28 protein-coding genes are annotated in these 26963 nt (G+C 62.4%); 11 read left to right on the plus strand and 17 right to left on the minus strand.

Going from position 1 to position 26963, the window contains the following annotated elements; translation table 11 throughout:
- Nucleotides 1-60: 60 nt before the first annotated feature.
- Nucleotides 61-1038, plus strand: a complete 978-nt coding sequence (locus AB8A23_RS20625) for a Bug family tripartite tricarboxylate transporter substrate binding protein (protein ID WP_439058389.1) — start codon at nt 61-63, stop codon at nt 1036-1038.
- A gap of 37 nt (nt 1039-1075) precedes the next feature.
- On the opposite strand, the gene AB8A23_RS20630 is transcribed toward AB8A23_RS20625, so the two are convergent.
- From AB8A23_RS20630 to AB8A23_RS20650, 5 genes are read right to left on the minus strand one after another with little or no spacing between them, the layout of a single operon-like run.
- Nucleotides 1076-1771, minus strand: a complete 696-nt coding sequence (locus AB8A23_RS20630) for a NapC/NirT family cytochrome c (RefSeq protein ID WP_439058388.1) — start codon at nt 1769-1771, stop codon at nt 1076-1078.
- 5 nt (nt 1772-1776) lie between these two features.
- Entirely contained in the window at nt 1777-2271 is a 495-nt protein-coding gene (locus tag AB8A23_RS20635; RefSeq protein ID WP_120289709.1) for a nitrate reductase cytochrome c-type subunit, read from the minus strand.
- Entirely contained in the window at nt 2244-4739 is a 2496-nt protein-coding gene (napA, locus tag AB8A23_RS20640; RefSeq protein ID WP_439058387.1) for a periplasmic nitrate reductase subunit alpha, read from the minus strand. The genes AB8A23_RS20635 and napA overlap by 28 nt, the downstream gene beginning before the upstream one ends.
- Before the next feature lie 12 nt (nt 4740-4751).
- Nucleotides 4752-5048, minus strand: coding sequence for a chaperone NapD (locus AB8A23_RS20645; protein ID WP_439058386.1), 297 nt, complete (start codon nt 5046-5048; stop codon nt 4752-4754).
- 9 nt (nt 5049-5057) lie between these two features.
- Nucleotides 5058-5252, minus strand: a complete 195-nt coding sequence (locus AB8A23_RS20650) for a nitrate reductase (protein ID WP_420878700.1) — start codon at nt 5250-5252, stop codon at nt 5058-5060.
- 212 nt (nt 5253-5464) lie between these two features.
- Between AB8A23_RS20650 and AB8A23_RS20655 the strand changes: the two genes are divergently transcribed.
- The gene (locus AB8A23_RS20655; protein WP_439058385.1) at nt 5465-6208 is read left to right on the plus strand and encodes a Crp/Fnr family transcriptional regulator; all 744 of its coding nucleotides are present in this window, start codon (nt 5465-5467) and stop codon (nt 6206-6208) included.
- Between the two features lie 5 nt (nt 6209-6213).
- On the opposite strand, the gene nthB is transcribed toward AB8A23_RS20655, so the two are convergent.
- Both nthB and nthA read right to left on the minus strand, forming a co-directional pair.
- The gene (gene nthB, locus AB8A23_RS20660; protein WP_439058384.1) at nt 6214-6873 is read right to left on the minus strand and encodes a nitrile hydratase subunit beta; all 660 of its coding nucleotides are present in this window, start codon (nt 6871-6873) and stop codon (nt 6214-6216) included.
- Entirely contained in the window at nt 6870-7496 is a 627-nt protein-coding gene (gene nthA, locus AB8A23_RS20665) for a nitrile hydratase subunit alpha (RefSeq protein ID WP_439058383.1), read from the minus strand. The genes nthB and nthA overlap by 4 nt, the downstream gene beginning before the upstream one ends.
- A 125-nt stretch (nt 7497-7621) precedes the next feature.
- Here nthA and AB8A23_RS20670 point away from each other — a divergent pair, with 125 nt between their 5' ends.
- On the plus strand, nt 7622-8320 hold the full coding sequence (locus AB8A23_RS20670; protein ID WP_175369136.1) for a hypothetical protein: 699 nt from the start codon (nt 7622-7624) through the stop codon (nt 8318-8320).
- A 132-nt stretch (nt 8321-8452) separates the two neighbouring features.
- The gene (locus tag AB8A23_RS20675) at nt 8453-9730 is read left to right on the plus strand and encodes a serine hydrolase domain-containing protein (RefSeq protein WP_439058382.1); all 1278 of its coding nucleotides are present in this window, start codon (nt 8453-8455) and stop codon (nt 9728-9730) included.
- A gap of 192 nt (nt 9731-9922) precedes the next feature.
- Here the strand turns inward: AB8A23_RS20675 and AB8A23_RS20680 are convergent, their stop codons facing one another.
- Complete coding sequence (locus AB8A23_RS20680; protein ID WP_439058381.1) at nt 9923-10813, minus strand: SDR family oxidoreductase; 891 nt, start codon at nt 10811-10813, stop codon at nt 9923-9925.
- A 96-nt stretch (nt 10814-10909) separates the two neighbouring features.
- Between AB8A23_RS20680 and AB8A23_RS20685 the strand changes: the two genes are divergently transcribed.
- The gene (locus AB8A23_RS20685) at nt 10910-11758 is read left to right on the plus strand and encodes a helix-turn-helix transcriptional regulator (protein ID WP_439058380.1); all 849 of its coding nucleotides are present in this window, start codon (nt 10910-10912) and stop codon (nt 11756-11758) included.
- Nucleotides 11759-11886: 128 nt separating this feature from the next.
- Here the strand turns inward: AB8A23_RS20685 and AB8A23_RS20690 are convergent, their stop codons facing one another.
- The gene (locus tag AB8A23_RS20690) at nt 11887-12660 is read right to left on the minus strand and encodes an SDR family NAD(P)-dependent oxidoreductase (RefSeq protein ID WP_231080687.1); all 774 of its coding nucleotides are present in this window, start codon (nt 12658-12660) and stop codon (nt 11887-11889) included.
- Nucleotides 12661-12890: 230 nt separating this feature from the next.
- Between AB8A23_RS20690 and AB8A23_RS20695 the strand changes: the two genes are divergently transcribed.
- From AB8A23_RS20695 to AB8A23_RS20710, 4 genes are all read left to right on the plus strand, one after another.
- Nucleotides 12891-13910: a TRAP transporter substrate-binding protein gene (locus AB8A23_RS20695; protein ID WP_439058379.1), complete on the plus strand. Its 1020-nt coding sequence runs from the start codon at nt 12891-12893 to the stop codon at nt 13908-13910.
- A gap of 11 nt (nt 13911-13921) precedes the next feature.
- Nucleotides 13922-15817 carry a TRAP transporter large permease gene (locus AB8A23_RS20700; RefSeq protein ID WP_439058378.1) on the plus strand — a complete coding sequence of 632 codons (1896 nt, stop codon included), beginning with the start codon at nt 13922-13924 and terminating at the stop codon, nt 15815-15817.
- 122 nt (nt 15818-15939) lie between these two features.
- Complete coding sequence (locus AB8A23_RS20705; RefSeq protein WP_439058377.1) at nt 15940-17589, plus strand: acyl-CoA synthetase; 1650 nt, start codon at nt 15940-15942, stop codon at nt 17587-17589.
- 56 nt (nt 17590-17645) lie between these two features.
- Nucleotides 17646-18434 (plus strand): hypothetical protein, encoded by a 789-nt coding sequence (locus tag AB8A23_RS20710; protein ID WP_439058376.1) that lies wholly within the window; start codon nt 17646-17648, stop codon nt 18432-18434.
- Here AB8A23_RS20710 and AB8A23_RS20715 read toward each other — a convergent pair.
- From AB8A23_RS20715 to AB8A23_RS20745, 7 genes are all read right to left on the minus strand, one after another.
- The gene (locus AB8A23_RS20715) at nt 18415-19212 is read right to left on the minus strand and encodes an MBL fold metallo-hydrolase (RefSeq protein ID WP_439058375.1); all 798 of its coding nucleotides are present in this window, start codon (nt 19210-19212) and stop codon (nt 18415-18417) included. The two genes, AB8A23_RS20710 and AB8A23_RS20715, sit on opposite strands and share 20 nt — an antisense overlap.
- Complete coding sequence (locus AB8A23_RS20720) at nt 19209-20015, minus strand: TatD family hydrolase (RefSeq protein ID WP_439058374.1); 807 nt, start codon at nt 20013-20015, stop codon at nt 19209-19211. Before AB8A23_RS20720 ends, AB8A23_RS20715 begins: the two co-directional genes overlap by 4 nt.
- A gap of 9 nt (nt 20016-20024) precedes the next feature.
- Nucleotides 20025-21590 carry a methionine--tRNA ligase gene (metG, locus tag AB8A23_RS20725; RefSeq protein WP_439058373.1) on the minus strand — a complete coding sequence of 522 codons (1566 nt, stop codon included), beginning with the start codon at nt 21588-21590 and terminating at the stop codon, nt 20025-20027.
- Nucleotides 21591-21662: 72 nt separating this feature from the next.
- The gene (locus AB8A23_RS20730) at nt 21663-22709 is read right to left on the minus strand and encodes a DNA polymerase III subunit delta' (protein WP_115028791.1); all 1047 of its coding nucleotides are present in this window, start codon (nt 22707-22709) and stop codon (nt 21663-21665) included.
- Nucleotides 22706-23392, minus strand: coding sequence for a dTMP kinase (tmk, locus tag AB8A23_RS20735; RefSeq protein ID WP_439058372.1), 687 nt, complete (start codon nt 23390-23392; stop codon nt 22706-22708). Before tmk ends, AB8A23_RS20730 begins: the two co-directional genes overlap by 4 nt.
- Before the next feature lies 1 nt (nt 23393).
- Nucleotides 23394-24653: a D-alanyl-D-alanine carboxypeptidase family protein gene (locus AB8A23_RS20740; protein ID WP_439058371.1), complete on the minus strand. Its 1260-nt coding sequence runs from the start codon at nt 24651-24653 to the stop codon at nt 23394-23396.
- 122 nt (nt 24654-24775) lie between these two features.
- Nucleotides 24776-25711 (minus strand): septal ring lytic transglycosylase RlpA family protein, encoded by a 936-nt coding sequence (locus AB8A23_RS20745; RefSeq protein WP_439060485.1) that lies wholly within the window; start codon nt 25709-25711, stop codon nt 24776-24778.
- A 335-nt stretch (nt 25712-26046) separates the two neighbouring features.
- Here AB8A23_RS20745 and AB8A23_RS20750 point away from each other — a divergent pair, with 335 nt between their 5' ends.
- Entirely contained in the window at nt 26047-26211 is a 165-nt protein-coding gene (locus AB8A23_RS20750) for a Flp family type IVb pilin (RefSeq protein WP_089264337.1), read from the plus strand.
- 75 nt (nt 26212-26286) lie between these two features.
- On the opposite strand, the gene AB8A23_RS20755 is transcribed toward AB8A23_RS20750, so the two are convergent.
- A complete protein-coding gene (locus AB8A23_RS20755) occupies nt 26287-26409 on the minus strand; it encodes a hypothetical protein (protein ID WP_276509758.1) in 123 nt (40 codons plus the stop codon).
- 237 nt (nt 26410-26646) lie between these two features.
- Between AB8A23_RS20755 and AB8A23_RS20760 the strand changes: the two genes are divergently transcribed.
- Nucleotides 26647-26904, plus strand: coding sequence for a hypothetical protein (locus AB8A23_RS20760; protein ID WP_439058370.1), 258 nt, complete (start codon nt 26647-26649; stop codon nt 26902-26904).
- Nucleotides 26905-26963: the final 59 nt, after the last annotated feature.

Below are 26963 nucleotides of genomic sequence, written 5' to 3' on the forward strand. Positions count from 1 at the left end.
TCGAGCGTCCACCAAAGGACGCCGACGATCAAAATAGAAAAACACATGGAGGAATGTTCAATGAGACTTCGGTCAATCCTGATGGCTGTCTGCCTGACGCTGGGAACGCTCACGCATGCGACGGCCCAGGACGCGAATTACCCGAGCCGCCCGATCACCAGCATCGTTCCGTTTGCCGCCGGCGGCACGGCCGATATCTTTGCGCGCATGGTGTCGGAGCATCTGCAGAAGAAGATGGGCGCGACCGTCATCATCGAGAATGTCGGCGGTGCCGGCAGCATCATCGGCGTCACCCGCGTCGCGCGCGCTGCGCCCGATGGCTACACGATCGGCCTTGCCAGCACCTCGGCGCTGTCGATCAATCCGACGCTGTATGGCGCAAAACTGTCCTACAATCCCGAAAAGGATCTCGTGCCGATCGCGCAGATCAGCATGGTGCCGAATGTCCTGGTGGTGAACCCGACCAGGATCGCGGCGCGCACGGTGCCGGACCTGATCGCCTATATCAAAGCCAATCCCGACAAGGTGACATTCGGCTCGGCCGGCGTCGGCACCACGCAGCATCTTGCCGGCGAACTGTTCCAGCAGATGACCGGCACCAAGATGGTTCACGTACCCTATAAGGGCTCGAGCCAGATGGTGACCGATCTTCTCAGCGGCCAGATCGATATCGCCTTCGACAACGTGCCACTGCTGCTGCCGCATGCGGCAGCCGGCAAGCTCGCGATGCTGGCGACGGCCTCGCCGAAACGCGCCGAGTTCGATCCGAACCTGCCCGCGGTGTCGGAATTCCTTCCGGGTTTTGAGGCCGTCGCCTGGCACGGCTTCATGGCACCGGCCGGAACGCCGAAAGCCATCACCGACAAGCTGTCAGTTTCGATCCGCGAATTCATGCAGTTGCCCGAGACGAAGAAGAAGATGTCCGAACTCGGGGCCGTCGCCGTGGCGGTCCCGCCGGACGAGTTCGCCAAATACATCGCCAGCGAGACGCAGCGCTGGAAGGGCGTGATCGAGAAGGCCAACATCACGATGAACTGAGCTGTGCCGTAGGGTGGGTCAGCTTCGCCCATTCACCCTACGGCTGCGTCTCCTTCACCGATGCCAGATAGCGCGACAACCGATCCGCATCGGGCGTGTGGTGGCTATGGCGGTCGCGAACTTCGGCCGGGGCGCTCCAGCCGGGCTCGATCCCGGACATGTCAGGCAATTCATGCGCGATGCCCTTGTGGCAATCGATACAGGTGCGCTCGCCGGTGACGAGGAACTTGGCATGGATCGCCGCCGCGCGGGGCGCCTGTTTGGTGAAATCCATTGCGATCGCCGAGTGGCAGTTGCGGCACTCCAGCGAGTCATTGGCCTTCAGGCGCGCCCATTCATGTTTGGCAAGCTCCAGACGCATGTCGAGGAACTTCTCGCGCGTCGAGATCGTGCCGAAAATCTTGCCCCACACTTCCTTCGACGCCTGCATCTTGCGCGCGATCTTGTCGGTCCAGTTATGCGGCACATGGCAATCCGGACAGGTGGCACGCACGCCGGATCGATTGGCGAAATGCGGCGTTCGCTGCAGCTCCTGATACACGTTGTCACGCATCTCATGACAGCCGGTGCAGAATTTCTCGGTATTGGTGACTTCCAGCGCCGTATTGAAACCGCCCCAGAAGATCACGCCGCCGAGGAAGCCGCCCAGCGCCAGCACGCCGAGACTGATATGCGTGGCCGGTCGGCTGGCGATGCGCCAGAACCACAGAAACTTGGATATCAACCACTTCATGGCGCTCACCTGCCGGATGCCTTCATGTCGGTGAAGGTGTTCGGGACGAGCGGACGCGCATCGGTTTGCGGCACGTGACAGGCCGTGCAGAAATAGCGTCGCGGTGTCACATCGGCGAGCATCTGGCCATCGCGATCCATGAAATGCGTGATGCTGATCATCGGCGCACCCGAGCCTTCGGTATATTCGCGGCGATGGCACTCAAGACAGCGATTGGCCCGCAGCGTGAGCTGATAGTTCTCGATCGAATGCGGGATGACCGGAGGCTGCTCCGGATAGTTCCGCATCACGCGCTTGTCGTCGGTGACGGGCCGCGGGAAGGGCGGCGCAGGAACGTCGCCCATGGGCTGCGCTGCGCCGGTGACGCGCGGCACGATCCGTGGCGTTGTCTGGACAGACTGCGCATAGATCGCACCGGACACCAGCACCATGGTGCCGGCGATGATTGCCGCGATGACCGTCTTCATCGCACTTAAACGGAAACGATCTTGACCGCGCATTTCTTGAAGTCCGCCTGTTTGGAGATCGGGTCGGTTGCATCCAGCGTGACCTTGTTGATCAGCTGGCTGGCATCGAACCACGGCACGAACACCACGCCGCGGGGCATGCGGTTGCGTCCGGTCGTGTCAACGCGCGTGCGGATCTCACCGCGCCGCGACATCAGCCGGATTTCGGCGCCCTGGTTCAAGCCGCGGGCGCGCGCGTCTTCGGCATGCATGAAGCAGCGCGCGCCGGGAAACGCCTTGTAGAGCTCGGGCACGCGCATGGTCATCGAACCGGAATGCCAGTGCTCCAGCACGCGGCCGGTTACCAGCCAGAGATCGAACTCAGCGTCGGGCGACTCGGCCGGCGGCTCATAGGGCACCGCGATGATGCGCGCGCGTCCATCCGGGTTGCCGTAGAATTCGATCTTCTTGCCCGGTTTGACGTAGGGATCGAGACCTTCGCGGTAGCGCCACTTGGTCTCCTTGCCATTGACCACCGGCCAACGCAGTCCGCGCACATCATGATAGGTGTCCCAAGGGGCGAGGTCGTGGCCGTGGCCGTGGCCGAACGTGGCATATTCCTCGAACAGCCCCTTCTGCACATAGAAACCGAAGTCCTTGGACTCGTGGTTTTCATAGTCATCGGGGATTTCGCCGACGGGAAATTTGTCGACCTCGCCGTTGCGATACAGCACGTCGAACAACGTCTTGCCCTTGTAGTTCGGGTTGGCGTCGAGGAGGGCGGCGGGCCACACTTCGTCCGTCGTGAACCGCTTCGAGAACTCCATCAGCTGCCAGAGATCCGAGCGCGCCTGGCCGGGCGCATCGACCAGCTGGCGCCAGACATGAGTGCGTCGTTCGGCATTGCCGTAGGCGCCTTCCTTCTCGACCCACATCGCCGCCGGCAGCACGCAATCGGCGGACATCGCCGTCACCGTCGGATAGGCATCCGACACGACGATAAAGTTGGCAGGGTTGCGGTAGCCCGGATAGGTCTCGCCCGAACTGTTGGGCGCCGCCTGCACATTGTTGTTCACTTGAACCCAATAGAAGTTCAGCTTGCCGTCATGCAACATGCGGTCCTGCTCGACGGCGTGATAACCGATCTTGTCGGGCAGGAGGCCATGCGGCACGCGCCAGATTTCTTCAGCGTGCTTGCGGTGCTCCGGATTGGTCACCACCATGTCGGCGGGGAGACGGTGCGCGAAGGTGCCGACCTCGCGCGCCGTGCCGCAGGCCGATGGTTGGCCCGTCAGCGAGAACGGCGAGTTGCCCGGCTCGGAGATTTTGCCGGTCAGCAGATGGATGTTGTAGACGAGCTGATTGGCCCAGACGCCGCGGACGTGCTGGTTGAAACCCATGGTCCAGAGCGACATCACCTTGCGCTTCGGATCGGCATAGAGCTCGGCGAGCTCCAGCAGAAAGCCGGGCTCGACACCGGTCAGCTTCGACACCTTCTCGAGCGAATAGTCCTTCACGAATTCGGCGTAGGCCGCGAAATCGATTGGCGTCGTCGCTGCGGCCGTGGCTGCGCCCTTGGCTTTCTTCTCCAGTGGATGTTCGGGACGCAACCCGTAGCCGATATCCGTCGTGCCCTTCACGAACGTCGTATGGTTGTTGACGAATTCGGTGTTCACGCGACCAGTCGAGATAATGTGGTTGGCGATGAAGTTGAGAATGGCAAGATCAGTGCCCGGCTTGAACACGATCGGGATGTCGGCAAGGTCAGAGCTGCGATGCGTGAAGGTCGAGAGCACCGCGACTTTCACATGCGGATGACCAAGGCGGCGATCGGTGAGGCGCGTCCACAGGATCGGATGCATCTCGGCCATGTTCGAGCCCCACAGCACGAAGGCATCGGCGGCCTCGAAGTCATCATAGCATCCCATCGGCTCGTCCATGCCGAAGGTGCGCATGAAAGCCACGGCCGCAGACGCCATGCAATGCCGAGCATTGGGATCGAGATTGTTGGAGCGGAAACCCGCGCGCATCAGCTTGGTCGCGGCATAACCTTCGAGGATCGTCCACTGGCCAGATCCGAACATACCGATCGCAGTCGGTCCTTTTTCTTTCAGCGTCGCTTTGGCGCGCTGCGCCATGGTGTCGAATGCTTCGTCCCAGCTCACCGGCGTGAGTTCGCCGTTCTTGTCGAACACGCCGTTCTTCTTGCGGAGGAGGGGCGTGGTCAGGCGGTCGGCGCCGTACATGATCTTGGAGAGGAAGTAGCCCTTGATGCAGTTCAGGCCGCGGTTTACTTCCGCCAGCGTGTCGCCATGGGTGGCGACGACCTTGTTGTCCTTGACGCCGACCATGACGCCACAACCGGTGCCGCAGAACCGGCACGGCGCCTTCGACCATTTGATGGACAGCGACCCGACGCCGCCGGCAATCGACTGAGCGGCCGCCGGAACGTTGATGCCAGCCGCCGCTGCAGCGATGGCTGCTGCCTGAGCCTTGAGTAGATCACGCCGCGAAAGGGGCATTTCGTCGTTCTCCTAGTCGAGACGCTGTTCGAAGACCATGTTGGCCGAGAGCACGCCCGGCCACGATGAGATGTCTGCGAGCATCGCACCTAGTGCGCCGCTGCCTGGACCTTCGAGAACCACCACGAGTTTGGAGGCCGTGCGGTGATGTATCTCGACACCGGGAAGGCTCGACAACCGCGCAGATACCGCGTCGATATGGGCCGGAAGCACCGACACGACGGCGCTGGAGATGTGCTCATTGTCGTGCGCGGACGCGCCGGCGGTCGCGCCGGTCAACAGAGCGCGTCTGGTGAATTTGTCTGTCATGTGAAAGTCCTAGTGAAGCAGAGGCGGGCCGGGCGGGCCGAAAATCATCTGGGTCATCCAGACCAGAAAGCCGTAACCGCCGACCACGCCCACCGCGACGACGGGCCAGATGAGAACGACGATCGTGAGAAAGACGAGCAACTCCGACATGCGGCTGTTGCGCCTTTGAGCCTCTGCAGGCTGAGCGATATTCTGGTCCGTCACCATACGCTCCCCCTTCGGTTTGCGGCCATATGCCTGGAGAAGAGGCGAGATTCGCCTAGAGCGAGGGCAATATGCCTGCTGCAGCGCCCACCTTCTTTGCGCTGGATCAAACAACAAACTCTGCGGAGGATTTATTTGATATCGTTGTTCTGATCGCGATGTCGTCGTGCAGAGCCGCTCGCATCAGAATCTTTGATGACAGTTTTATTTGATTGCGACAGCTGCTCGGCGAAATCGCTCGTTCCGGAAGGCGAGCAATGGATCGAGAGATGTGCAATTCGTTTGGTCAAACGCCGCTTTTTGCGGGCCTGGACGAGGGCGCACGCGGCATCGTCATCGAAGCTGGAAGAAAGCACGTTCTGGATTGCGGTTGTTCGCTCTGGCAACAGGGCGACGTACCGGCGATAATCGCTGTGGTCATCGATGGTCAGCTCAAGAAGACAATGATCGATGCGCATGGCGCGCAGAAAACGCTGCAATTCATGCGACGCGGCGATCTCGCCGGAGCCGCATCGATGTTCGGCAATTTTTCTCGCCCGACAACCCTGCGCGCGACAGTCGCGACCGAACTGCTGTGCTGGTCCGCCGATCGCTTCAGCGGACTGATGCATGTTGTTCCGCAGCTCGCGATCAATGTCCTCGGTATCGTCGGACGGCAAACCGATCGTCTGCTGCGCCGTCTTCACGAGGCAACGAGTGAGAATGCCGATCGACGTATCGCACGGATCGTTCTGCGCCTGGTGCGGGAAGGAGATCCGGATGGTGAGTGCGTTCCGATCGAACTGAGGATCTCGCGCCAGGAACTGGCCGAACTCAGCGACACCACGCTATTCACGGTCAGCCGCACCGTTTCGGCCTGGAACCGGATGCTGATCCTGAAAGCCGGTCGCGGCCGCTTGACGGTCATCGATCCCGCCAGACTCGCGGGCCTGGCGGGCGACGTGCGGGCGCACTGAGGCAATTACGCCGGATCGAGATATGGCTCGAACGCCTCGACCGACACCTTCAGCGTCGGATCGCCATCGGGTCCCCACAGCTCGGCACCGTCGAACACGACGGTGTAAAGCCATTGCGGGTTTTCGCCCTGCTCATGCGCCGCAGTGTCGGGATAGACATGGGCGCCGTATATGCGCTCGATCACGCCGACATGACCGCGGACATAGCGCGGCAAGCGCGTATGGGTGGTCGGATGGATGTTCTTCATCCGCACGCGATCGCCGATCGCGAATGTAGCAGGCGCCGAAGCAGGGCGCGTGAATGAGCCCCGGGTCAGCACGCGCTCGACACTATCAACGGTGAAGTTGCCGCGCTTTAGCGGTTTCGGCGGCACGGATGCGTGGCCGGCCTTGATCTCGTCGGCAGCGAGGAAGCCGCGTTCGACCAGCATATCCTCAAGGCCGAGAAACCATTTCTTGTAGTAGCTGCTGGAGAGATAGACCTCCGGCGGCAGCGTCTCGCGATAGAAGCGCGAGGCGTCGATGTTGAAGGCGCCTGCCGCGCCCATGGCCCGCACCATGGCCAGCACGCGGGATTCCCACTCCGCATGAAACATCGGCTCGTTCGGCTCCGGCTCTACCTTGCCGAAACCGTCCATGCCGCCCATGTCGTGGACGCCGTTCACGACGGGGCTCCCGGCGCTGTCACCAGACCCGTGCCGATCATCGAGTCGCGCGTGACCAGTTCGGCCAGTTGTTCTTCGCTCCAGCCCTCGGTGCCCGCAGGTCGCATTGGCAAAACCAGAAAGCGGGTTTCAGCCGTCGAATCCCAGACGCGAATTTCCGTGTCATTCGGAATCGTGAAGCCAAAGTCTGCCAGCACGCCGCGCGGATCCTTCACGGCGCGGGAGCGGTAGGGTGCCGCCTTGTACCAGACCGGGGGCAGGCCGAGCATTTCCCAGGGGTAACAGGAGCACAGCGTGCACACGACCATGTTGTGGCGCTCGGGCGTGTTCTCGACCACGACGAGATGGTCCCCGGTGCGGCTGACATGGCCGAGGGTGCCGACTGCCGCAGACCCATCCGCCAGCAGCGCGGCCTTGAAGGCCGGATCGGTCCAGGCTTTCGCAACCACCAGGGCGCCGTTGTGCGGGCCGATCTTGGTCTCATAGGCCTGGATCATCGCGTCCAGCGCTGCCGGATCGATATAGCCTTTCTCGGTCAGGATGGTTTCGAGTGCACGGACGCGCAGCTCGGTGTCCGACAATTCGGAATGATCGTGATCGTGGTCATGATGGTGTTCGCTCATACCCTCAGGATAAGCGAGGCGCGATTGTTCTGTCGAGGATTTCGGGACTCAGCTAGGTCTACAGCATGGCTGCTCCTCGTTATCGCGCGCTGACGCTGTTCGGCTTCGTTCTGGTCGCGCTGCTGATGGCTTCGGGCCATGCGGAGGCGGCCAATGGCGCCTATGCGGTCGATGCGGCGGATATTTCGGACCTCGGCTCCTGCAAAGTCGAGAGCTGGTATTCGATGGCCACCAACAGCGACTTCGCGGCGGTGGCCAATCCGTCCTGCGTAGTGGAGATCACGCGTCCGGTCGAACTCAGCGTGCTCACCAATCACAGCCGCTCCGATGGCGAGTTCAGCACCACGCTGGCGCCAAAGGCGAAGATCAACATTGAGCCGACCGGCATCGGAAAATTCGGCGTATCGGCGCTGGCCAGCGGCACATTCGACGCTGTGACCGGCCAGAACACCGCCGTCTTCGCCGAGATTCCGGCGACCTATCGTTTTTCCGAAACCACACGCATCAATCTCAATGCCGGCTGGCTGTGGGATCGCACCGTCGATCGCCACTACTTCACCTATGGCGTCGGCTTCGACTGGAAATTCACCGACGTGCTGCAATACACAGTGGAACTGTACGGGCAGGCGGGCCGCGCCGAATTCGCCAGCGTGATCCAGCCACGCATCCAGACCGGCGTGCGCTATCGGCCCAACGACATCTTCTCGGTCGACGTGATCTATGGCCGCAACATCACCGGGGAGAATTCCAACTGGATCACTTTGGGCACCACGATCCGGTTTCCGCCGCCGGGAAGCGTGAGCAAACCCGACGCGCATTTGTGATTCACGGGGGCCGCCAATCGCTGTAAAACCGCGATATTGGCAAATTGCGTGATTTTCCGACAAGTATCTGAAATATCTCGGTGTTAGCGTTCGACCATGTTCAAGCCCGCTTGCGGAAATCCAGTGTCAATCTTGCGACGATCTTGCGACTTCCTGTCCGTCCTCACCATCGCCGCAGCGCTGGTCACGCCCGCTTTGGCAGGCACCAGCCTGCTGACCGACAAGCCTGACCTCAACAGCTTTTCGCAGGACGGCCTGAACCGCGTCTCCGACATGCTCGACCGCGAGGTTGGTCAGGGCCATCTCGCCGGCGCGATCATGCTGATCCAGCACCGCGGCAAGCCGGTCTATTATGAGGGCTTTGGCGTCCGCGATCCCGCGACCATGGCGCCGATGACGACGGACACGATCTTCCGGCTGTATTCGATGTCGAAGCCGGTGACATCGGTCGCAGCGATGATTTTGGTCGAGCAGGGCAAGCTCAGACTCGACGATCCGATCGCCAAGTTCATTCCGTCTTTCGCCCATCCGCAGGTCGCGACCGAGCGCACGGATGCCAGCGGCAAACCCTATCTCGACTTCACACCGGCGCTGAAGCCCATCACCGTGCTCGACCTGATGCGGCAGTCGTCCGGCATCAGTTCGGCCTTCACCAATCTCGGGCTGATCACGCAGCTTTATCTCGATGCAGGCCTGTTCGACGGCGATTTCGACAATGCCGATTTCGCGGCGCGGCTTGCGAAACTGCCGCTGGCCTATCAGCCGGCCACAGTCTGGGATTACGGCCATTCGACCGATTTGCTCGGCCGCATCATAGAGATCGCCTCGGGCCAGTCGCTGTACGATTTTCAGAAGCAGTATCTGTTCGATCCGCTAGGCATGACCGACACCGGCTATTACGTGCTCGATCCCGCCAAAGCGCCGCGCATTGCGCAGCCGATGCCAACTGACCGCATCATCGGCAACGAGACCATCAGCGATCCCACGCTGAAGCGGAAATGGGAATCCGGAGGAGGCGGCCTCGTCTCGACCACGGGCGATTACGCGCGCTTCCTGCAGATGCTGATCAATGGCGGCACGCTTGACGGCGTCCGAATCCTCAAGCCCGAGTCGGTTCAGCTGATGCGCCAGAACCAGGTCGCACCGGCCAGCGACGTGAAGCCCTGGGCCTATTACTATCCCGGCGCCGGTTTCGGTTACGGCCTCGGCTTCGGTGTTCGCACCGGACCCGGCGAAGACGGCGTACCGGGTTTCGTCGGCGAGATGGCCTGGGGCGGCGCCGCCGGGACTTACTTCTGGACCTATCCGGATCAGGACATGGTGATGATCCTGATGGTGCAGACGCCGACCCAGCGCGGCCGCATCCAGCCGATCCTGAAGACGCTGGTCTACGACGCGATCAGGAAATAGCGGGAGCGTGGCCTGGGTGCGGCTTTAAGAGAATCGAAACTGGGACCACACGCCAATATCTCGGATTCGCATAAGGTATATTATGGAATATATTATCTCACAGCGATCCCAGAGACTTAGCTCAAATTGTTGCGATATCCGGTTGATCGAGCTGTCATTCGAGCCGGTTTGTACTCCCGCATCATTGCATCTTCAGTTGCCGAAGTATCTGACGTGATCGAGGTCCGGGATCAATCCTGACTGCGTCGGTCGCCACCCCAACTGCTGTTGTGTCCAGTCGCTGGATGCCGGCGCATCCATCGATGCGAAGCCTGCGAACCAGCCGAAGTGATCGGCGGCTTCAGCCGGCGATTTCGAGACGATTGGCAGGTTCAGGTGCCGACCGATGACCTCGGCTATCTCACGGAATACGACGCCTCGTTCGGCGCTGGCGTGATACCGAATGTCGGCGGAACCGTGCTCGAGGACGAGCCTGTAGAGCCGGGCGACGTCCAGCCGATGTGCGGCGGGCCAGCGGTTGAGACCGTCGCCGAAGTAGGCCGAGGCGCCCTTCTCCCGCGCGATATTGATCAGCATCGGCACGAAGCCATGGTCGCCATCGCCATGGACCGATGGCGGCAGCCGGACCGACGAACTACGCACGCCGCGTGCCGCCAGACGTTCGGCGACCTGCTCCGATACACGTGGGCTTGGCGACGCGCTCGACGGGCCCATGTCTTCGGTCGCCAGACATCCAGGCGCGATGAAGGCCATGCCGGAGGTCACGATCAAGGGCCGCTCGGAGCCCGCCAGCACATCGCCAAGCGTCTCGATGGCGCGTGCGTCGATCGCGCAGTTTTCCTTGAATTTCGAGAAGTCGTGGATGAAGGCCGTATGGATCACGCCGTCTGAATTGGCAGCCCCGGACCGCAGGCTGTCCAGATCTTCCAGATCGCCGCGATGGATCTGGGCACCAGCGTCGGCCAGCCCCTTGGCAGATGCATCCGAGCGCGCGAGACCGAGCACCTGATGACCGGCGCCGATCAATTCCTGAACCACCGCAGATCCGACAAAGCCCGAAGCACCGGTAACGAAGACACGCATGTGATATTCCTCTCGTGAATGCGCGGATGTATCGGTCCTGCGGTACAGTGCGTGAAGCCGTGACGTTATACGGGTATGGCGACTAACAGGCTGAGCATGACGGTCACCGAAACAACCTCCGGCTCTGGCTCCAATCCGCTGGGCGCTTATCTCAGGGATCGCCGCGCCAGGCTCGATCCCGTGGCGTTCGGTTTTTCGTCCGAGCGACGCCGCACGCCGGGCCTGCGGCGCGAGGAAGTCGCGCAGCGCGCCAATGTCAGCGCCACCTGGTACACATGGCTGGAACAAGGACGCGGCGGCGCGCCATCGGCCGATGTGCTCGACCGGATTTCACGCGCACTGGAATTATCGACAGTCGAGCGCGAGCATCTGTTTCTGCTGGCGCAGCACCGGCTACCCGAGGTGCGCTTTGCGCCGTCCGATATCGTCACACCGACGCTGCAGCGCGTGTTGGATTCGATGGAGTTCAGCGCTGCCGTCGTGCGCAATGCGACCTGGGACATCGTGGCCTGGAATCGTGCGGCACTGGCCGTGCTTGGCGACTATCCGAACATCGCGCCCGAAGACCGCAACGTCCTGCGCATCCTGTTCTGTCGTCCGAATGTCCGCGCCAAGATGCCGGACTGGGAGAATGATGCACGTTTCGCCGTGGCGGCATTTCGCGCCGACATCACGCGCAGCGGCGCGTCGCAGCGCGCCCAGACATTGATCGACGAGCTCTGCCGCATCAGCCCCGACTTCGCAGCCATGTGGCATGACAACGATGTCGGCAGTTACGGCGAAGGCCGCAAGCATGTGAACCATCCCGTCGTCGGGCCATTCACGATGAGCTATTCGACATTTTCGGTCGACGGCCAGCCGAATTTGGGCATGGTGGTCTATACGCCGGCGACGGCTGCAGATGCCGAGCGGATGAAGGCGCTGATCGCGGCGAAGGGCCCATAACTCGTCGTTCCGGGGCGCATGCGGCGACAGCCGCGGGCGAACCCGGAACCTCGAAGTGTGACTCACAATGAGATTCCAGGTTCGCGTGCGCGAAAGTGCGCCCGCGCCCCGGAATGACGAGTTTCTTGCTACGGATATTTCGGCAGCAACCCATGCGCGGCGAAGCCGCCATCGACATTGAGAATGTGGCCGGTGACGAAGCTCGACTTGCTGTCATCCAGCAGGAACATCGCGGCACCAGCGACCTCCTCCGGCTCGGCGTAACGTCGCTGCGGCACCACCTGCATCCAGCCTTCCCGCGTTGCCACCGTATGCATCTCCTGCACCATGGGCGTCTCGAACGGGCCCGGCGCAATGGCGTTGACGCGGATCTTCAACGGCGCCAGTTCGCAGGCCATCACCTGGGTCAGCGTGACGACGCCGCCTTTGGACGCGCCATAGGCCGAGCGCTCGATATTGCCGCGCAGCCCCGACACCGACGCCACATTCACGATGGCGCCGCCGCCATGCGCCTTCATCAGCCGCGCAGCTTCCTTGGCAACGGCAAAGGTGCCGACCAGATTGATGTCGAGGATCTCGCGAAACAGTTTCACCGAGGTCTCGAAGAACGGCACCTGACGGCCGATACCCGCAGAATTCACCAGACCGCGCACCGGGCCGAAACCGGCTTCGCAGTCCTTCAGGCCGGCAATCACGGCGTCTTCATTGGCCACATCCATCACGACGGTTTTGGTCACACCGGCTTTGATGGCGTCGACCTGGGCCTTGGCGGCATCCAGAGCAGGCTGGGTGAGGTCGGCAAGCAGCACTTTCCAGCCCTCACCCACGGCCGCCTTAGCGATCGCCAAACCGATTCCCGATGCGCCGCCGGTGATGATCGCTACGCCGTGATCCCTATTCATATGCTGTCCTTGCGTTTCCTCCACCGGTCCTGGCTGCCGGCGGCTTCAGTCGCGCGATGCTTCCCACAAATTCGCGCGGCGCAAAAGCCGTGCGCGGGCGCCCTCTATTGGGCCTTGGCCTTTGGTCGCACGGCGAAAAGGCTTGACCGGGCAGCCCGGGCATGATGACCAGACGGCAAGGGCCCTTGGGCCTCACAAAGGCAAACAAAGAAGTGGTTGGGAGAAACAAAATGACGATTTCACGCCGGACATTGTTGAAGGCATCGGCCGCCGCGACTGCATTTGGCGGCGTCAGCATGCCGTTCATCGCGCGCGCGCAGCAGGCCGAATACGTCTACAAATACGCGAATAACCTGCCCGATACGCATCCGATGAACATCCGCGCCCGCGAGATGTCGGCGGCGATCAAGACCGAGACCAACGGCAAGGTCGACCTGCAGGTATTCCCCAACAACCAGCTCGGCTCCGACACCGACATGTTGAGCCAGATCCGCTCCGGCGGCGTCGAGTTCTTCACGCTGTCCGGCCTGATCCTGGCCACTTTGGTGCCGGCCGCCTCGATCAACGGCATCGGCTTCGCTTTCCCGAATTACGACACGGTCTGGAAGGCCATGGACGGCGATCTCGGCGCCTATATCCGCAAGGAAATCACCAAGGCCAATCTCGTGGTCATGGACAAGATCTGGGACAACGGTTTTCGCGAAATCACCTCGTCCACGAAGCCGATCAAGAGCCCGGACGATCTGAAGGGCTTCAAGATCCGCGTGCCGGTGTCGCCGCTGTGGACCTCGATGTTCAAGGCGTTCGACAGTGCGCCCGCCTCGATCAATATCAGCGAAGTCTATTCGGCGATGCAGACCAAGGTCGTCGAAGGCCAGGAAAATCCGCTGGCGATCATCTCGACGGCGAAGTTCTACGAAGTGCAGAAATTCTGCTCGCTGACCAACCACATGTGGGACGGCTACTGGTTCCTGGCCAACCGTCGTGCCTGGGAGAAGCTGCCGGCCGATCTACGCGACATCGTTGCCAAGAACATCAATGCCGCCGGCATGAAGGAGCGCGAGGACGTCGCCAAGCTCAACGCCGGCCTGCGCGGCGAACTGGAATCCAAGGGGCTGGCCTTCAATGAGCTCGAGCCCGGCCCGTTCCGCGACAAGCTGAAGTCGGCCGGCTTCTACAAGGAATGGCAGGGCAAGTATGGCGACGAAGCCTGGGCCATCCTCGAGAAAGCTGTCGGCAAGCTCGGCTGATCGGAACCATTATGGCCGTGCATGACATCTCCGCCCTCGAAAGCGGGGCGTCCAGCGTGGAGGGGGTCCCCCTCTCCCGCCGCGACGCCATCCTGACATCCATCGACCGCACCCTCGGCCATCTGGTCGAGATTCCCGCGGCGCTGTTGGTGGTGGCGGAGGTGATCATCCTGTTTATCGGCGTGGTGGCCCGTTACGGCTTCCACCGTCCGCTGATCTGGTCGGACGAACTGTCCTCGATCCTGTTCCTGTGGCTGGCGATGCTCGGCTCCGCCGTGGCGTTCCGGCGCGGCGAGCATATGCGGATGACTGCGCTGGTGGCGTCGGCCGGTCCGCGGATGTGGGCGTTTCTCGACGTCGTCGGGACCTGTGCGGCGCTCGCGTTTCTCCTGATGATCGTCGCTCCGTCCTTCGAATACGCCTATGAGGAGAGCTACATCACGACGCCGGCACTGCAGATCGCCAACAGCTTTCGCGCGGCCGCGCTGCCGGTCGGCATCTCGCTGATGATCGTCTTCGCGCTGCTGCGGCTGCTGCGCTACGGCCAGGTCCGCACCGTGCTGACGGCGCTGGGTACCGTGGTGGCGATCATTGGTCTGTTCTGGCTCGCCGAGCCGCTGTTGCGCACGCTCGGCAATCTCAACCTGATCATCTTCTTCGTCGGCGTCGTGGCGCTGTGCGTATTCGCCGGCGTGCCGATTGCCTTCGGTTTTGGCCTCGCGATCTTCGGCTATATGGCACTGACGACGCGCACGCCGATGATGGTGCTGGTCGGCCGCATGGACGAGGGCATGAGCCATCTCATCCTGCTGTCTGTCCCGCTATTCGTGTTCCTGGGCTTGCTGATCGAGATGACCGGCATGGCCCGCGCCATGGTGGCGTTCCTTGCCAGCCTGCTCGGCCATGTCCGCGGCGGCCTGCATTACGTGCTGATCGGCGCCATGTACCTCGTCTCCGGCATTTCCGGCTCCAAGGCTGCCGACATGGCCGCCGTGGCGCCGGTGCTGTTCCCTGAAATGAAGGCGCGCGGCGCCAAGCCGGGCGATCTCGTCGCCCTGCTTTCGGCGACCGGCGCACAGACCGAAACCATTCCTCCGAGCCTGGTGCTGATCACCATCGGCTCAGTGACTGGCGTCTCGATCTCGGCGCTGTTCACCGGCGGCCTGCTGCCGGGTGTCGTGCTGGCGATCACGCTGGGCGTGCTGGTGTGGTGGCGCTATCGCGGCGAAGACCTCAGCCACGTCAAACGGGCTTCCGGGCGCGACATCTTCAAAGCTTTCATCATCTCGGTGCCGGCCATCGCGCTGCCCTTCGTGATCCGCGCTGCCGTGGTCGAGGGTGTGGCGACCGCCACGGAGGTCTCCACCATCGGCATCGTCTATGCCGTGCTCGCGGGCCTGTTGATCTATCGTCAGTTCGACTGGAACCGGCTGAAGCCGATGCTGGTCGATACGGCCTGCCTCTCCGGCGCAATCCTGCTGATCATCGGAACCGCGACCGGCATGGCCTGGGGCCTGACCCAGTCCGGCTTCTCGCGTTCGCTGGCGGCGGCCATGACGGGCCTGCCGGGCGGCGGTGCGACCTTCATCGCGGTCTCCATCGTGGCCTTTGTGATCCTCGGCAGCGTGCTCGAAGGCATCCCCGCCATCGTGCTGTTCGGGCCGCTGCTGTTCCCGATCGCGCGGCTGGTCGGCGTCCACGAGGTCCACTATGCGATGGTCGTCATCCTCGCCATGGGCATCGGACTGTTCGCGCCGCCCTTCGGGGTGGGCTATTATGCCGCCTGCGCCATCGGCCGTGTTGATCCCGCGGAAGGCATCCGGCCGATCCTCGGCTATCTGCTGGCGCTGCTGATCGGCCTGATCATCGTGGCAATCTTCCCATGGATATCGATCGGATTCCTTTAAGATAGGTTCTTTCAGAAGGTTACGGTCATCACCTCGCGTAATTTTGGAAGATCATTTCTGTGATAACCTGATACATGAAATATCTTACATAACCTACTGAACTACATATAGGAGTCTTAAAAATGATCCCAGATCAGGGCGCCTATAGCGTCGGCCTCGACCAGACTCCGGCCAACTTCGTGCCGCTGTCGCCGCTGAGCTTTCTCAAACGCAGCGCGGCGGTTTATCCAGACCTCACCAGCACGGTCTATGAGGGACGCCGTTTCACTTGGGCGCAAACCTATGAACGCTGCCGGCGCTTTGCATCGTTCCTGACCGGGCGGGGCATTGGGCGCGGTGACACCGTCGCGGCGATGCTGCCGAACCTGCCCGCGATGAACGAAGCGCACTTCGCGGTGCCGATGACCGGTGCCGTCCTCAACGCCCTGAATATCCGGCTCGACCCCGCGGCCATCGCGTTCCAGCTTGACCATGGCGGCGCCAGGCTGCTGCTGGTCGATCCGGAATTCTCGGGCGTGATCACCGAGGCCCTCGGCCTCATGACCGGGCCGAAGCCGACCGTGATCGATGTCGACGACGTCTCCTTCGCCGGCGGCCAGCGGATCGGCGAACTCGAATATGAAGCCGCCCTCGCCGAAGGCAGTCCCGATTTCTCCAGCGCCTTCCCGCTCGATGAATGGGACGCCATCGCGCTCGGCTACACCTCGGGGACCACAGGCAATCCGAAGGGCGTGGTGACACATCATCGCGGCGCTTACCTGAACGCAGTCTCCAATATTCTTGCCGCCGGTCTCGGCCAGCATCCGGTCTATCTCTGGACCCTGCCGATGTTCCACTGCAATGGCTGGTGCTTCCCCTGGACGGTCGCGGCGAGTGCCGGCGTCAATGTCTGCCTGCGCAAGGTCGACCCGACCAAGATCTTCGCGCTGATGCGCGAGCATGTCGTCACCCACATGTCAGGCGCGCCGATCGTCTACAACACGCTGATCAATGCGCCCGATGCGCCGGTTTATTCCGGCGGACCTCTGGTGCAAGGCTCGATCGCCGGCGCGCCGCCGCCGATGGCCGTTTTGTCGGGCGCCGAGAAGATCGGCATCAAGCTGACCCATGTTTACGGCCTGACCGAGGTCTATGGCCCCGCCTCGGTCTGCGCCGAGCAGCCCGGCTGGGACGCCCTGCCCGCGGATGAACGTGCCAACCTGAAGCGCCGCCAGGGCGTGCCCTATCACCTGCAGGAAGCCGTGACGGTGATCGATCCCGAAACGATGCTGGAAGTGCCGCGCGACGGCGAGACCATTGGCGAGGTCATGTTCCGGGGCAATATCGTGATGAAGGGCTATCTGAAGAACGAGAAGGCCACCAAGGAGGCCTTCGAAGGCGGCTGGTTCCACACCGGCGATCTCGGCGTGCTCGACGCTGCCGGCTACGTGACCATCAAGGACCGCTCCAAGGACATCATCATCTCCGGCGGCGAGAACATCTCGTCGGTGGAAGTCGAGGACGTACTCTACAAACACCCGGCTGTGCTGTTCGCGGCCGTGGTCGCCAAGCCCGATGCGAAATGGGGCGAAGTGCCGTGCGCCTTCGTCGAGCTGAAGACCAATGCCGAGGCGACGGAAGCCGACATCATCGCGTTCTGCCGCGCGCAGATGCCGGGCTTCAAGACGCCGAAAGCGGTGGTGTTCGGTGTGATCCCGAAGACGTCGACAGGCAAGATCCAGAAGTTCCTGCTGCGGGATCAGGTGAAGTCGACGGGGTCGTTTAGCGCATAAACTCGTCGTTCCGGGGCGCGGACGCCGTCAGGCGGTAGCGAACCCGGAACCTCGACATGGGAGTCTCCGTGGAGCCAAGCGACATCGAGATTCCGGGTTCGCTCGCCGCCGGCGAGCGCCCCGGAACGACAGTTTGGCGCTACCAAGAGGTCGCATCCATGACGCAGAACTTCGCCGCAATCATTCTCGGCGGTACCGGGCAAGTCGGTGGTGCAGTCGTCACCGAGCTGCTGGCAATTCTCGAATGCCGCGAAGTGGTGATGATCACCAGGAAACCCATTGCCGCGCGATCGCGCGTGCGCAACGTCGTTCTTGATACCGGCGCTGCTGACTTTGCCGAACGCACTGCCGCCCTAGCCCGTGAAGTTTTAAGCCAGTGGCCCGCCAGCGCCGTGAGTTGTGTGGGTGTCGGTTCCGGCTCGATGCGCTGGAGCGAAGAGGAGCTGAAGCGCCTTGAACTCGGCGTTGTCGGCGCCTTTGCGCGTGGCTGCCGTGACGCCGGCATCGCCCAGTTCTGCCTGCTGTCTGCAGTAGGAAGCACAGCCCAAAGCCGGTTTCGCTACGTCCGCGTCATGGGCATAAAGGAAGACACCGTGCGCAAGGTCGGTTTTACCCGCCTCGCCATCTTCCGCCCCGGCATCATTGTCGGCAATGCGCATACCCCGGCCTGGGTCGGTTGGCTGGGACGTCTCGTGCCTGGTCGGTTTGGCAATATTGATCAGCGAATTATCGGTCGCTCAATCGCCGCAGAGATAGCTTTGCATGGTCGAGAGGCCGGTGACGTGACCTTTGAAAATGCAGCAATGAAAAAACTCGCTGCTCAAGTTACTCCAGCGTCAGCCTGATCCCGTCATAGGCAGGGATCACACTCTCCGGCAGCATCGCCTTGACCGCCTCGTAATCCACATCCGCCGTCATATTGGTGATCACCGTCCGCTTCGGCTTGAAGCGGTCGCGCCAGCGCAGCGCATCACTGATGCTGAAATGGCTAGGATGCTGTGTGTAGCGCAGCCCGTCGACGATCCAGAGGTCGAGACCTGCGAGCGCCGGCCAGCTTTCTTCCGGGATGTCGTTGAGATCAGGCGTATAGGCGGTGTTGCCGATCCGGTAGCCCAGCGCCGGGATGTTGCCATGCTGGACCAGGAACGGCGTCAGCGTCAGGTCGCCGCCCTTTCCCGTGATGGTTCGGCTCTCACCAGCCTCGATGCTGAGGCGATCGAGGATCGGCGGATAGTCGCTGCCGGGAGGCGACTGAAAGCAGTAACCGAAGCGCAGCATGATATCCGTCGCCGTCGAGGCGTTCATATAGACCGGAATACGCTTGCGGCGCTTCAGCACCACTGAACGGAGGTCGTCCATGCCGTGGGTCTGATCCGCATGCTCATGCGTCAGGAACACCGCATCGATGTCATCGACATCAGCGTCGATCAATTGCTCGCGCAGGTCCGGCGAGGTGTCGATGACCACGCGCGTGACGCCCTCAGGCCCGCTCCGCTCCGCCATCATCGAGCAGCGGCGGCGACGATTCCTGGGATTGGCGGGATCGCAGGCACCCCAGCCCAGCGCCGGGCGCGGCACACCCGCCGAGGATCCCGATCCGAGAATGGTAAGCACCAGCGTCATGCCGGCACGCCAGTGCCAGACGCGCTCTCGGCGGATGCCTTGCTGAACAGGCGGAAGAAGTTTTCGGTGGTCTGCCGCGACAGTTCTTCGAGCGACACGCCGCGGGTTTCCGCAAGCACCTTCGCCGTCTCGACCACATAAGACGGCTCGTTGCGCTTGCCGCGCCATTTGCCGGGCGCCAGATATGGCGCGTCGGTTTCGACCATGATGCGGTCGGCGGGAAGCTCAGCCGCGAGATCGCGCAGCTCCTGCGATTTCTTGAACGTGATGATGCCCGTGAAGGAGATCGACAGGCCCATGCCGATGGCCTTCATCGCCAGCTCCCGTCCGCCGGTGTAGCAATGCAGCACTGCCTTGAACGCGCCCTTCGCCATCTCGTCTGCGAGAATGGCGCCGCACTGCTCGTCCGCCTCGCGGGTATGGATCACCAGCGGCAGACCGGTCGCACGCGCCGCGGCGATATGGGCGCGGAAGCCGCGCTCCTGCGCGCCTGATGAGCCGTGTTCGTAGAAGTTATCGAGACCCGCTTCGCCGAGCGCGATGACCTTCGGATGCTTTGTCAGTTCGATCAGCTCATCCGCAGAGATACCGTCTTCCTCGTCAGCATTGTGCGGATGGGTGCCGACCGAGCAATAGACATTCGGAAAGCGCTCCGCGATGGCGAGCAGTGCCGGGAGCCGGCGTACCCGCGTCGAGATGGTCACGAGCTTGCCGACGCCTGCGGCTTCAGCGCGCGCGACGATGCCGTCGAGGTCCTCGGCGAAATCGGGAAAGTCCAGATGGCAGTGACTATCAACCAGCATCACGTCAACTCAGCTCGCCGCCGGCGGTTCGACATAGCGCGGGAATACGCCGGTCGGTGTCGGCAGTTGCGTACCAGCCTTGATGCGGTTGGCCAATGCCGTGAAGTCGCGTTCGCCATCGGGGATGCCAAGCACGTCGAGCAGCTTGGCGCAGGACGCGGGCATCACCGGCTGCGCCAGGATGGCGACCTGCCGCACGACTTCGGCGGTCACGTAGAGCACCGTGGCCTGCTTCTTCGGATCGGTCTTGGCGAGCGCCCACGGCGCCTCGCCCGCGAAATAGCGGTTGGCTTCGGCCACCACGGCCCAGACCGCATTCAGCGCCTGATGGATCTGCTGCGTCGCCATCGCGGTGCGCGCGAGCTCCAGCATGCCGTCGGCCTGCGCCAGGATGGCCTTGTCGTTGTCGCTGAAGTCGCCGGGCTCCGGCAGCACGCCGCCATACTGCTTGGCGATCATCGACAGCGAGCGCTGCGCGAGATTGCCGAGATCATTGGCGAGGTCGGCATTGGTGCGATTGACGATGGCTTCGTGATTGTAGCTGCCGTCCTGCCCGAACGAGACTTCACGCATGAAGAAATAGCGCATCTGATCGACGCCATATTGCTGCGCCATACCGATCGGATCGACCACGTTACCGACCGACTTCGACATCTTCTCACCACGGTTGAGAAGAAATCCGTGACTGAAGACGCGATGCGGGACGTCGACGCCTGCCGCCATCAGGAATGCAGGCCAGTACACCGCGTGAAAGCGAACGATATCCTTGCCGATCACGTGCAGATTGGCAGGCCAATAGCGTTTGAAGTCGTCGCCATCGACATCCGGATAGCCGGCTGCCGTGATGTAGTTGGTCAGCGCATCGATCCAGACATACATCACATGGCCGGGCGCACCCGGCACCTTGATGCCCCAGTCGAACGTGGTGCGCGAAATCGACAGATCCTGCAGGCCGCCCTTCACGAAGCTCGTCACTTCGTTCAGCCGCTCGCGCGGCAACACGAAGTCCGGAACACGCGCATACAGATCGAGCAGCTTGTCCTGGTAGGCGGACAGACGGAAGAAATAGGTTTCCTCTTCGGTCCACTCGACCGGCGAGCCGAGCGGCTCGCGCCGCACGCCATCGTCGCCGAGCGTCGTTTCCGCTTCGTCGAAATAGGCTTCCTGGCGCACCGAGTACCAGCCGGCATATTTGTCGAGATAGATGGCGCCGGCCTTCTCGAGCGCGACCCACAGCGCCTGAACGGAGCGCTCATGGCGCTTCTCGGTGGTGCGAATGTAGTCGTCATAGGAAATGTTGAGCGCAGCATCCATCTCGCGAAAACGCGCAGAATTCCGGTCGGCCAGTTCGAGCGGCGTCAGGCCTTCCTTGACGGCGGTCTGCTGCATCTTCAGACCATGCTCATCCGTTCCGGTCAGGAAACGAACGTCATAACCGTCGAGCCTCTGGAAGCGGGCAATCGTGTCGGTCGCCATGACCGTATAGGCATGACCGATATGCGGCACGCCATTGGGATAGAAGATCGGCGTTGTCAGAAAATACGCCGGTCGGGTTGCATCGGTTGCAGATGTCATGGCTGACTTTACGGACCTTGAATAAGACGATCTTGGTGAAGCGCGGATCGGCTGAAACCAGTCTCGCAGCGATCAGCGCGTTGCTTCCGCGAGCAGTCCAAACACCGAGAAAACCAGCGGTTTTCGCTCGAGATTGTAGGATTCGGTCTCGCGCGCGGCTCGGTTGATCTTTTCCCATACCTCCGCCAGCCGCGCAAGGCGGGGCAGATTGGCGTTGGCATTGGCGTCGTCGGCCCGCATGCGCTCGCCGATCCAGCGGTCGACACTGTCGACAAAGGCGCCGAGCGCGACACGGTCGCTGGTCCCCAGCGCATCCCCCAGCGCATGCAGCTCGCGCGGATCGACATGGGGCAGCGTATTCAGCAGCGAGGCGGTGCGCTGGTGCAGTTTCAGCGCACCGCCTCCGAGCAGATTCAGAGCGCGCGACACGCTGCCTTCCGAGGCTTCCGCGACCTCTTTGAGCAAGGGATCGCTGGTTTCGATCTCGGCGGCCTGCGACGTGGCGCGGGTAACGTCGGCGACGGACAGCGGACGCAGCGCCAGCTTGCGACAGCGCGACTGGATGGTCGGCAACACGCGCGCCTGCGCATGTGTCACCAGCAGGAACAGCGAGCGCAACGGCGGCTCTTCAAGCACCTTCAGCAGCGCGTTGGCAGCATTGGCGTTCAGCTCATCGACGGTGTCGACGATGCAGACACGCCAGCCGTCGACAGCGGCGGTCGAGCCGAAGAACGATACGGTCTGCCGGGTCTCATCGACGGTGATGACCGTGCGCATCACGCCCTTGTCGTTGAGCGAACGTTCCAGCGTCAGCAGCCCGCCATGGGATTCGGCGGCGACCTGACGCACGATCGGATGCATCGGATCGAGACCGAGCGATGTTGCGGATTGCACTTGCGGTGATGCGGGATCGCGATGCGCCAGTACGAAACGCGCCATGCGATAGGCTAAAGTCGCTTTGCCGATGCCCTGCGGGCCGCCGATCAGCCAGGCATGCGGAATGCGGCCGCCGCGATAGGCGTTGAGCAGCGTGGCCTCGGCATCCTGATGACCGAACAGCGCGGTCGTCTCGCGCGGATGCGGAACCGAGATCGTTTGCTCGGACGACTTTGCGCTCATGCCGAAGTGACCTCGTGGTTCGACGGCGTTAGAAGGCGTCGGCGCAACACGCCCCAGATATTGTTCGATACGATCTTGGGATCTGCATTGGCGTCGATCAGTACGCAGCGTTGCGGTTCATCGGCTGCGATCTGCCGGAACGCGTCACGCAGCCCCTGATGAAAGGCGATGCCCTCGGCCTCGAATCTATCGGGCACATCATTGCCACGCCGCGCTGCTGCGCGTCGCATGCCGATCGAGACCGGGATATCGAGAATGACGGTGAGATCCGGTTTGAGCCGTCCGATGGTGACGCGCTCCATCGCATTGAGCAGTTCCGGCGAGACATGCCCGAGTCGGCCCTGATAGGCCCGCGTCGAATCCGAGAAGCGATCACACAGCACCCAGATGCCCTGCTCCAGCGCCGGCGCAATCACCGCATGGACATGGTCGTCGCGCGCCGCGGCAAACAGCAGCGTCTCGGCTTCGGGGCCGAGCAGTTTGCCCATGCCCGACAGCACCACATGGCGGATGATCTCGGCACCGGGCGAACCGCCGGGCTCGCGGGTGACGATGACGCGCTTGCCTTCGGCCTCCAGCCGGTCGGCCAGAATCTTGATCTGGGTCGATTTGCCGGCGCCCTCGCCGCCCTCGAAACTGACGAAGCGACCGCGCGGCGGCGGTGTCGTGGGCGTGTCCGTCATGTCAGAGCTTCTCGGCGCCGGCGCGGAACAGTCCGATCACCAGCTCACCGGCGCCGTCGACGGCGCGCCGCATGGTCGATCCCGTGCCGACGGCGGCCGCCGTATAGAGCGGCGTCTCGACGGCGATATTGGCGCCGCGCCAGACCTTGATCACGCCAACCGGCTGACCGGGCTCAATGGGTGCACGCACCGGGCCTTTATAGACGACGCGAGCGATCAGCTTGTCGCTGCCGTTTTTCTGCACCATCACCTTCACTGGCTCCTTGGCCGAGAGCGCGACCGAGCGGCTCTCGCCGCCAAACACCTTGGCGAAGCCGACGGTCTGGTCGGCCGCGAACAGCGTGCGGGCCTCGAAATTCTTGAAACCCCACTCCAGCAGCTTCTTCGCCTCGGTCGCACGATCGTCCGGATCGTCCAGACCGTTGATCACCACGATCAGCCGCATGCCGTCGCGGATGGCCGAGCCGACCATGCCGTAGCCACCATCCTTGGTGTAGCCGGTTTTGAAACCGTCAGCGCCGTCCAGCGTCGCCAGCAACGGATTGCGGTTCTGCTGGCGGATCTTGTTCCAGGTGAATTCGCGCTCGCCGAACAGCTTGTAGAATTCCGGATAGGTGCGAACGATATGACGGGCGAGAACGCCGAGCTCGCGCACCGTCATCTTGTTGCCGGGGTCCGGCAAACCGTTGGAATTGGCGAAGGTGGATTTCGGCATGCCCAGCGCACGCGCCCGTGCCGTCATCTTCTCGGCAAAGGCCGCCTCGCCGCCTGCAATGCCCTCCGCCAGGATCATGCAAGAGTCGTTGCCGCTCTGGATGATGGCCCCGCGCAAAAGATCGGCGACGGGCACGCGGCTGTTAATCGCGGCGAACATGGTCGATGCGCCAGCCGGCGCGCCGCCCTTGCGCCAGGAATTCTCGCTGACGCGGTATTCGTCCGTGAGCTTGATGTCGCCGCGGGTCAGCGCGTCGAACACCAGTTCGACGGTCATCAGCTTCATCATGCTGGAGGGCGCGCGGAGCTCATCCGCATTCTTCTCGAACAGCACGCTGCCGGAGCCGGCCTCGATCAGGATCGCGGTCGGCGCATCGGCGTCGTAGCCACCGTCCTCGACGACCTTCTTGGCACCCTGAACGCTCTGGTTCGCAGCCTGCGCTGTTGGGCCGAGGGCGACGCCAAACGTCACCAGGGCAGCCAGCAGCGTTCGCCAGCTCCGCGCGGCGAATTGCGGTCGTTTCAAGGGGATAGAGCCAGATGCCATGTGCTGTCCTGAGTGCTCAGGTCTTAACAGGATCGCCGATGGCAAACAACGCGGCAAGGTGCAACGCGGATCAGGGCGCTATGCTGCGCCCGTCTGGTGTCGGTCGTGAACGACGAACCGGCTTAGTAGAGACCGCGACCGGACAGGATCGCCTGGGCGCCACGCGCATCGACCGTGCCGTCATCCGGCTCGGCAGGCGTAGCATAAGCGGCGTTGCTCTCATAGGACACCGCGCGATGGTTCTCGGTCATGCGCGGCGCCGACGCCGTGCGCATGCGGCTCGACGCCGACATTTCCGACGTCGAACGGATCGACGCCACATCGGCCGAAGTATTGCCGAGCGAATACGGGCGGCCCTCCGGCAGAGGAACATCGCGCGAGACAACACGACCACCCTGCATGTCGGGCACGAAAGAGCGCGCCGAGGCGACGCGCACCAGCGATGGCGACGGTGCCGGTTCACCGGTGCGCAGCGTGGCAACGAGCTGGCGATCGTCCGACCCTTCCAGCGGCGCGCGGCCGACATATTCGACGCGAACCTTGGCGGTGCCGTTACCCTTGAATTCGAGCAGTTCGGCGGCCTTGTTCGAGACGTCGATCAGGCGGTTGCCGTGATACGGGCCACGATCGTTGACGCGCACGATCAGCGACTTGCCGTTATAGACGTTGGTCACACGGGCATAGCTCGGGATCGGCAGCGTCGGATGGGCTGCGGTGAGCGAGGCCATGTCGAACACTTCGCCATTGGCTGTCAGACGGCCATGAAACGCGTCGCCATACCAGGAGGCGATGCCTTCAGCGCGGTAATTGATGTTTTCTTCCGGCACATAGAGCTTGCCGGCGACGGTGTAGGGCTTGCCGACACGGTAGGTGCCGCCGCCCTTGGGAACCGGCTCGCCCATCCCGACGACCCGAGGACTGCTCGAGACGCCATATTTCGGATCGAGGCGGCTGAAGCTGGTGGTGGAGGAGGAACAATTGGCCAGCGCCAGACAGGCGCTGATGGCCGCTGCTGCCTGAACAGCCTGGCCGAGTCGGTTTGACCCACGAATCCCCATACGCCCCAATACCATTCCAGCGGCCGCCTGCCCATCTCCGGGCATCCCCACGGCCAAATCCCGATGCAGCCCACTTCCGCATCAAGTGGTGAATATATCGCAGCCGGATCGCGGCGGAAATGGGGAGAGCCCCGGTATGGTAAACAGAGGATGTGGGTTTTCAGCCCGCACGCCGGGTGTCGCTCGCACCGCACACGTCGCGCTAGAAGTTCCTCTTGCGATCGGTGAGATGGCACCGTGATTGTGTTCAACCACTTCAGAACACGCGCATTTTTCCGGGATCGACGCTTACATATTTACCCCGGATTCAGACGAGCTTCGTAGCGTGCACCACTATGAAAAACCTCATCAAGCGATTTATCGCAGACGAAACCGGCGCCACGGCCATCGAATATGGACTGATTGCTGCCGGCATTGCCCTCGCCATCATTGCCGTCATCAACGGTATGGGCACCAAGCTCAATGGCAAGTTCACATCGATCAACTCGTCACTGAAGTGACGACCTGACGATCCACTATCACTCCCCGCGCCGCCACGGCGCGCGGAGTTCTCCCTCAAGTTACGTCTCGCACGATCAATCGTACCACTCGCGGCGGATATACGGGCCGTACAGCACGTCCTGACGCCAGCGATAGACCTGCACCAGCAGGCCGCCGACACCGGCAACAACACTCAGCAACAACAAGGTCTCGATCACCACAAAGCCCCCGGCATTCTCGTTGGGCACAGCAATACATGATGATTTTTAAGATCCCCGCTGCGGTTTGTTTTGAATTTGCGGCCCGCCGCTAACGGAGATTAATTTCCGCAACTCGCTCCCCCGTCCGTTTCAACTATTTGTTAGTTGAACGATCGCGCATGATTTGGATTTGATAGCGGAACGCGCTGACGCGATTCCTGGCGGGACTCTTGCGGCGGGATGTTGGGGATGGAGATGGACGTTTCAAGGACGGATTGCGGCGGAATAACCGGTGCGGGAGAGTACAGGTTTCGCGATGGCCACCTGATCGTGACGCTCTACCAGATCGCCATCTGGGCCGAACATCCCGAAGCCATCTTCACCGTCGTCACATCGCGCTTCCGCAACAGCATGAAGCTCTATGTGCTCGGGTCGTGGCGCCTGCCGAATGCTGCAGCGTCGAGTGAGCAGCCACCTGCTCCCGCTAGTGCGGAAGGAATGTCGCTGCATTGATCACGGTGACGACCGCGAAAGCCATCACCCATAGCGGCCAGACGGGCGCCTGCGCCCGC

This window comes from Tardiphaga sp. 619_E2_N8_4 (assembly GCF_051810905.1).
In the GTDB taxonomy this organism is placed as follows: Bacteria; Pseudomonadota; Alphaproteobacteria; order Rhizobiales; family Xanthobacteraceae; genus Tardiphaga; species Tardiphaga robiniae.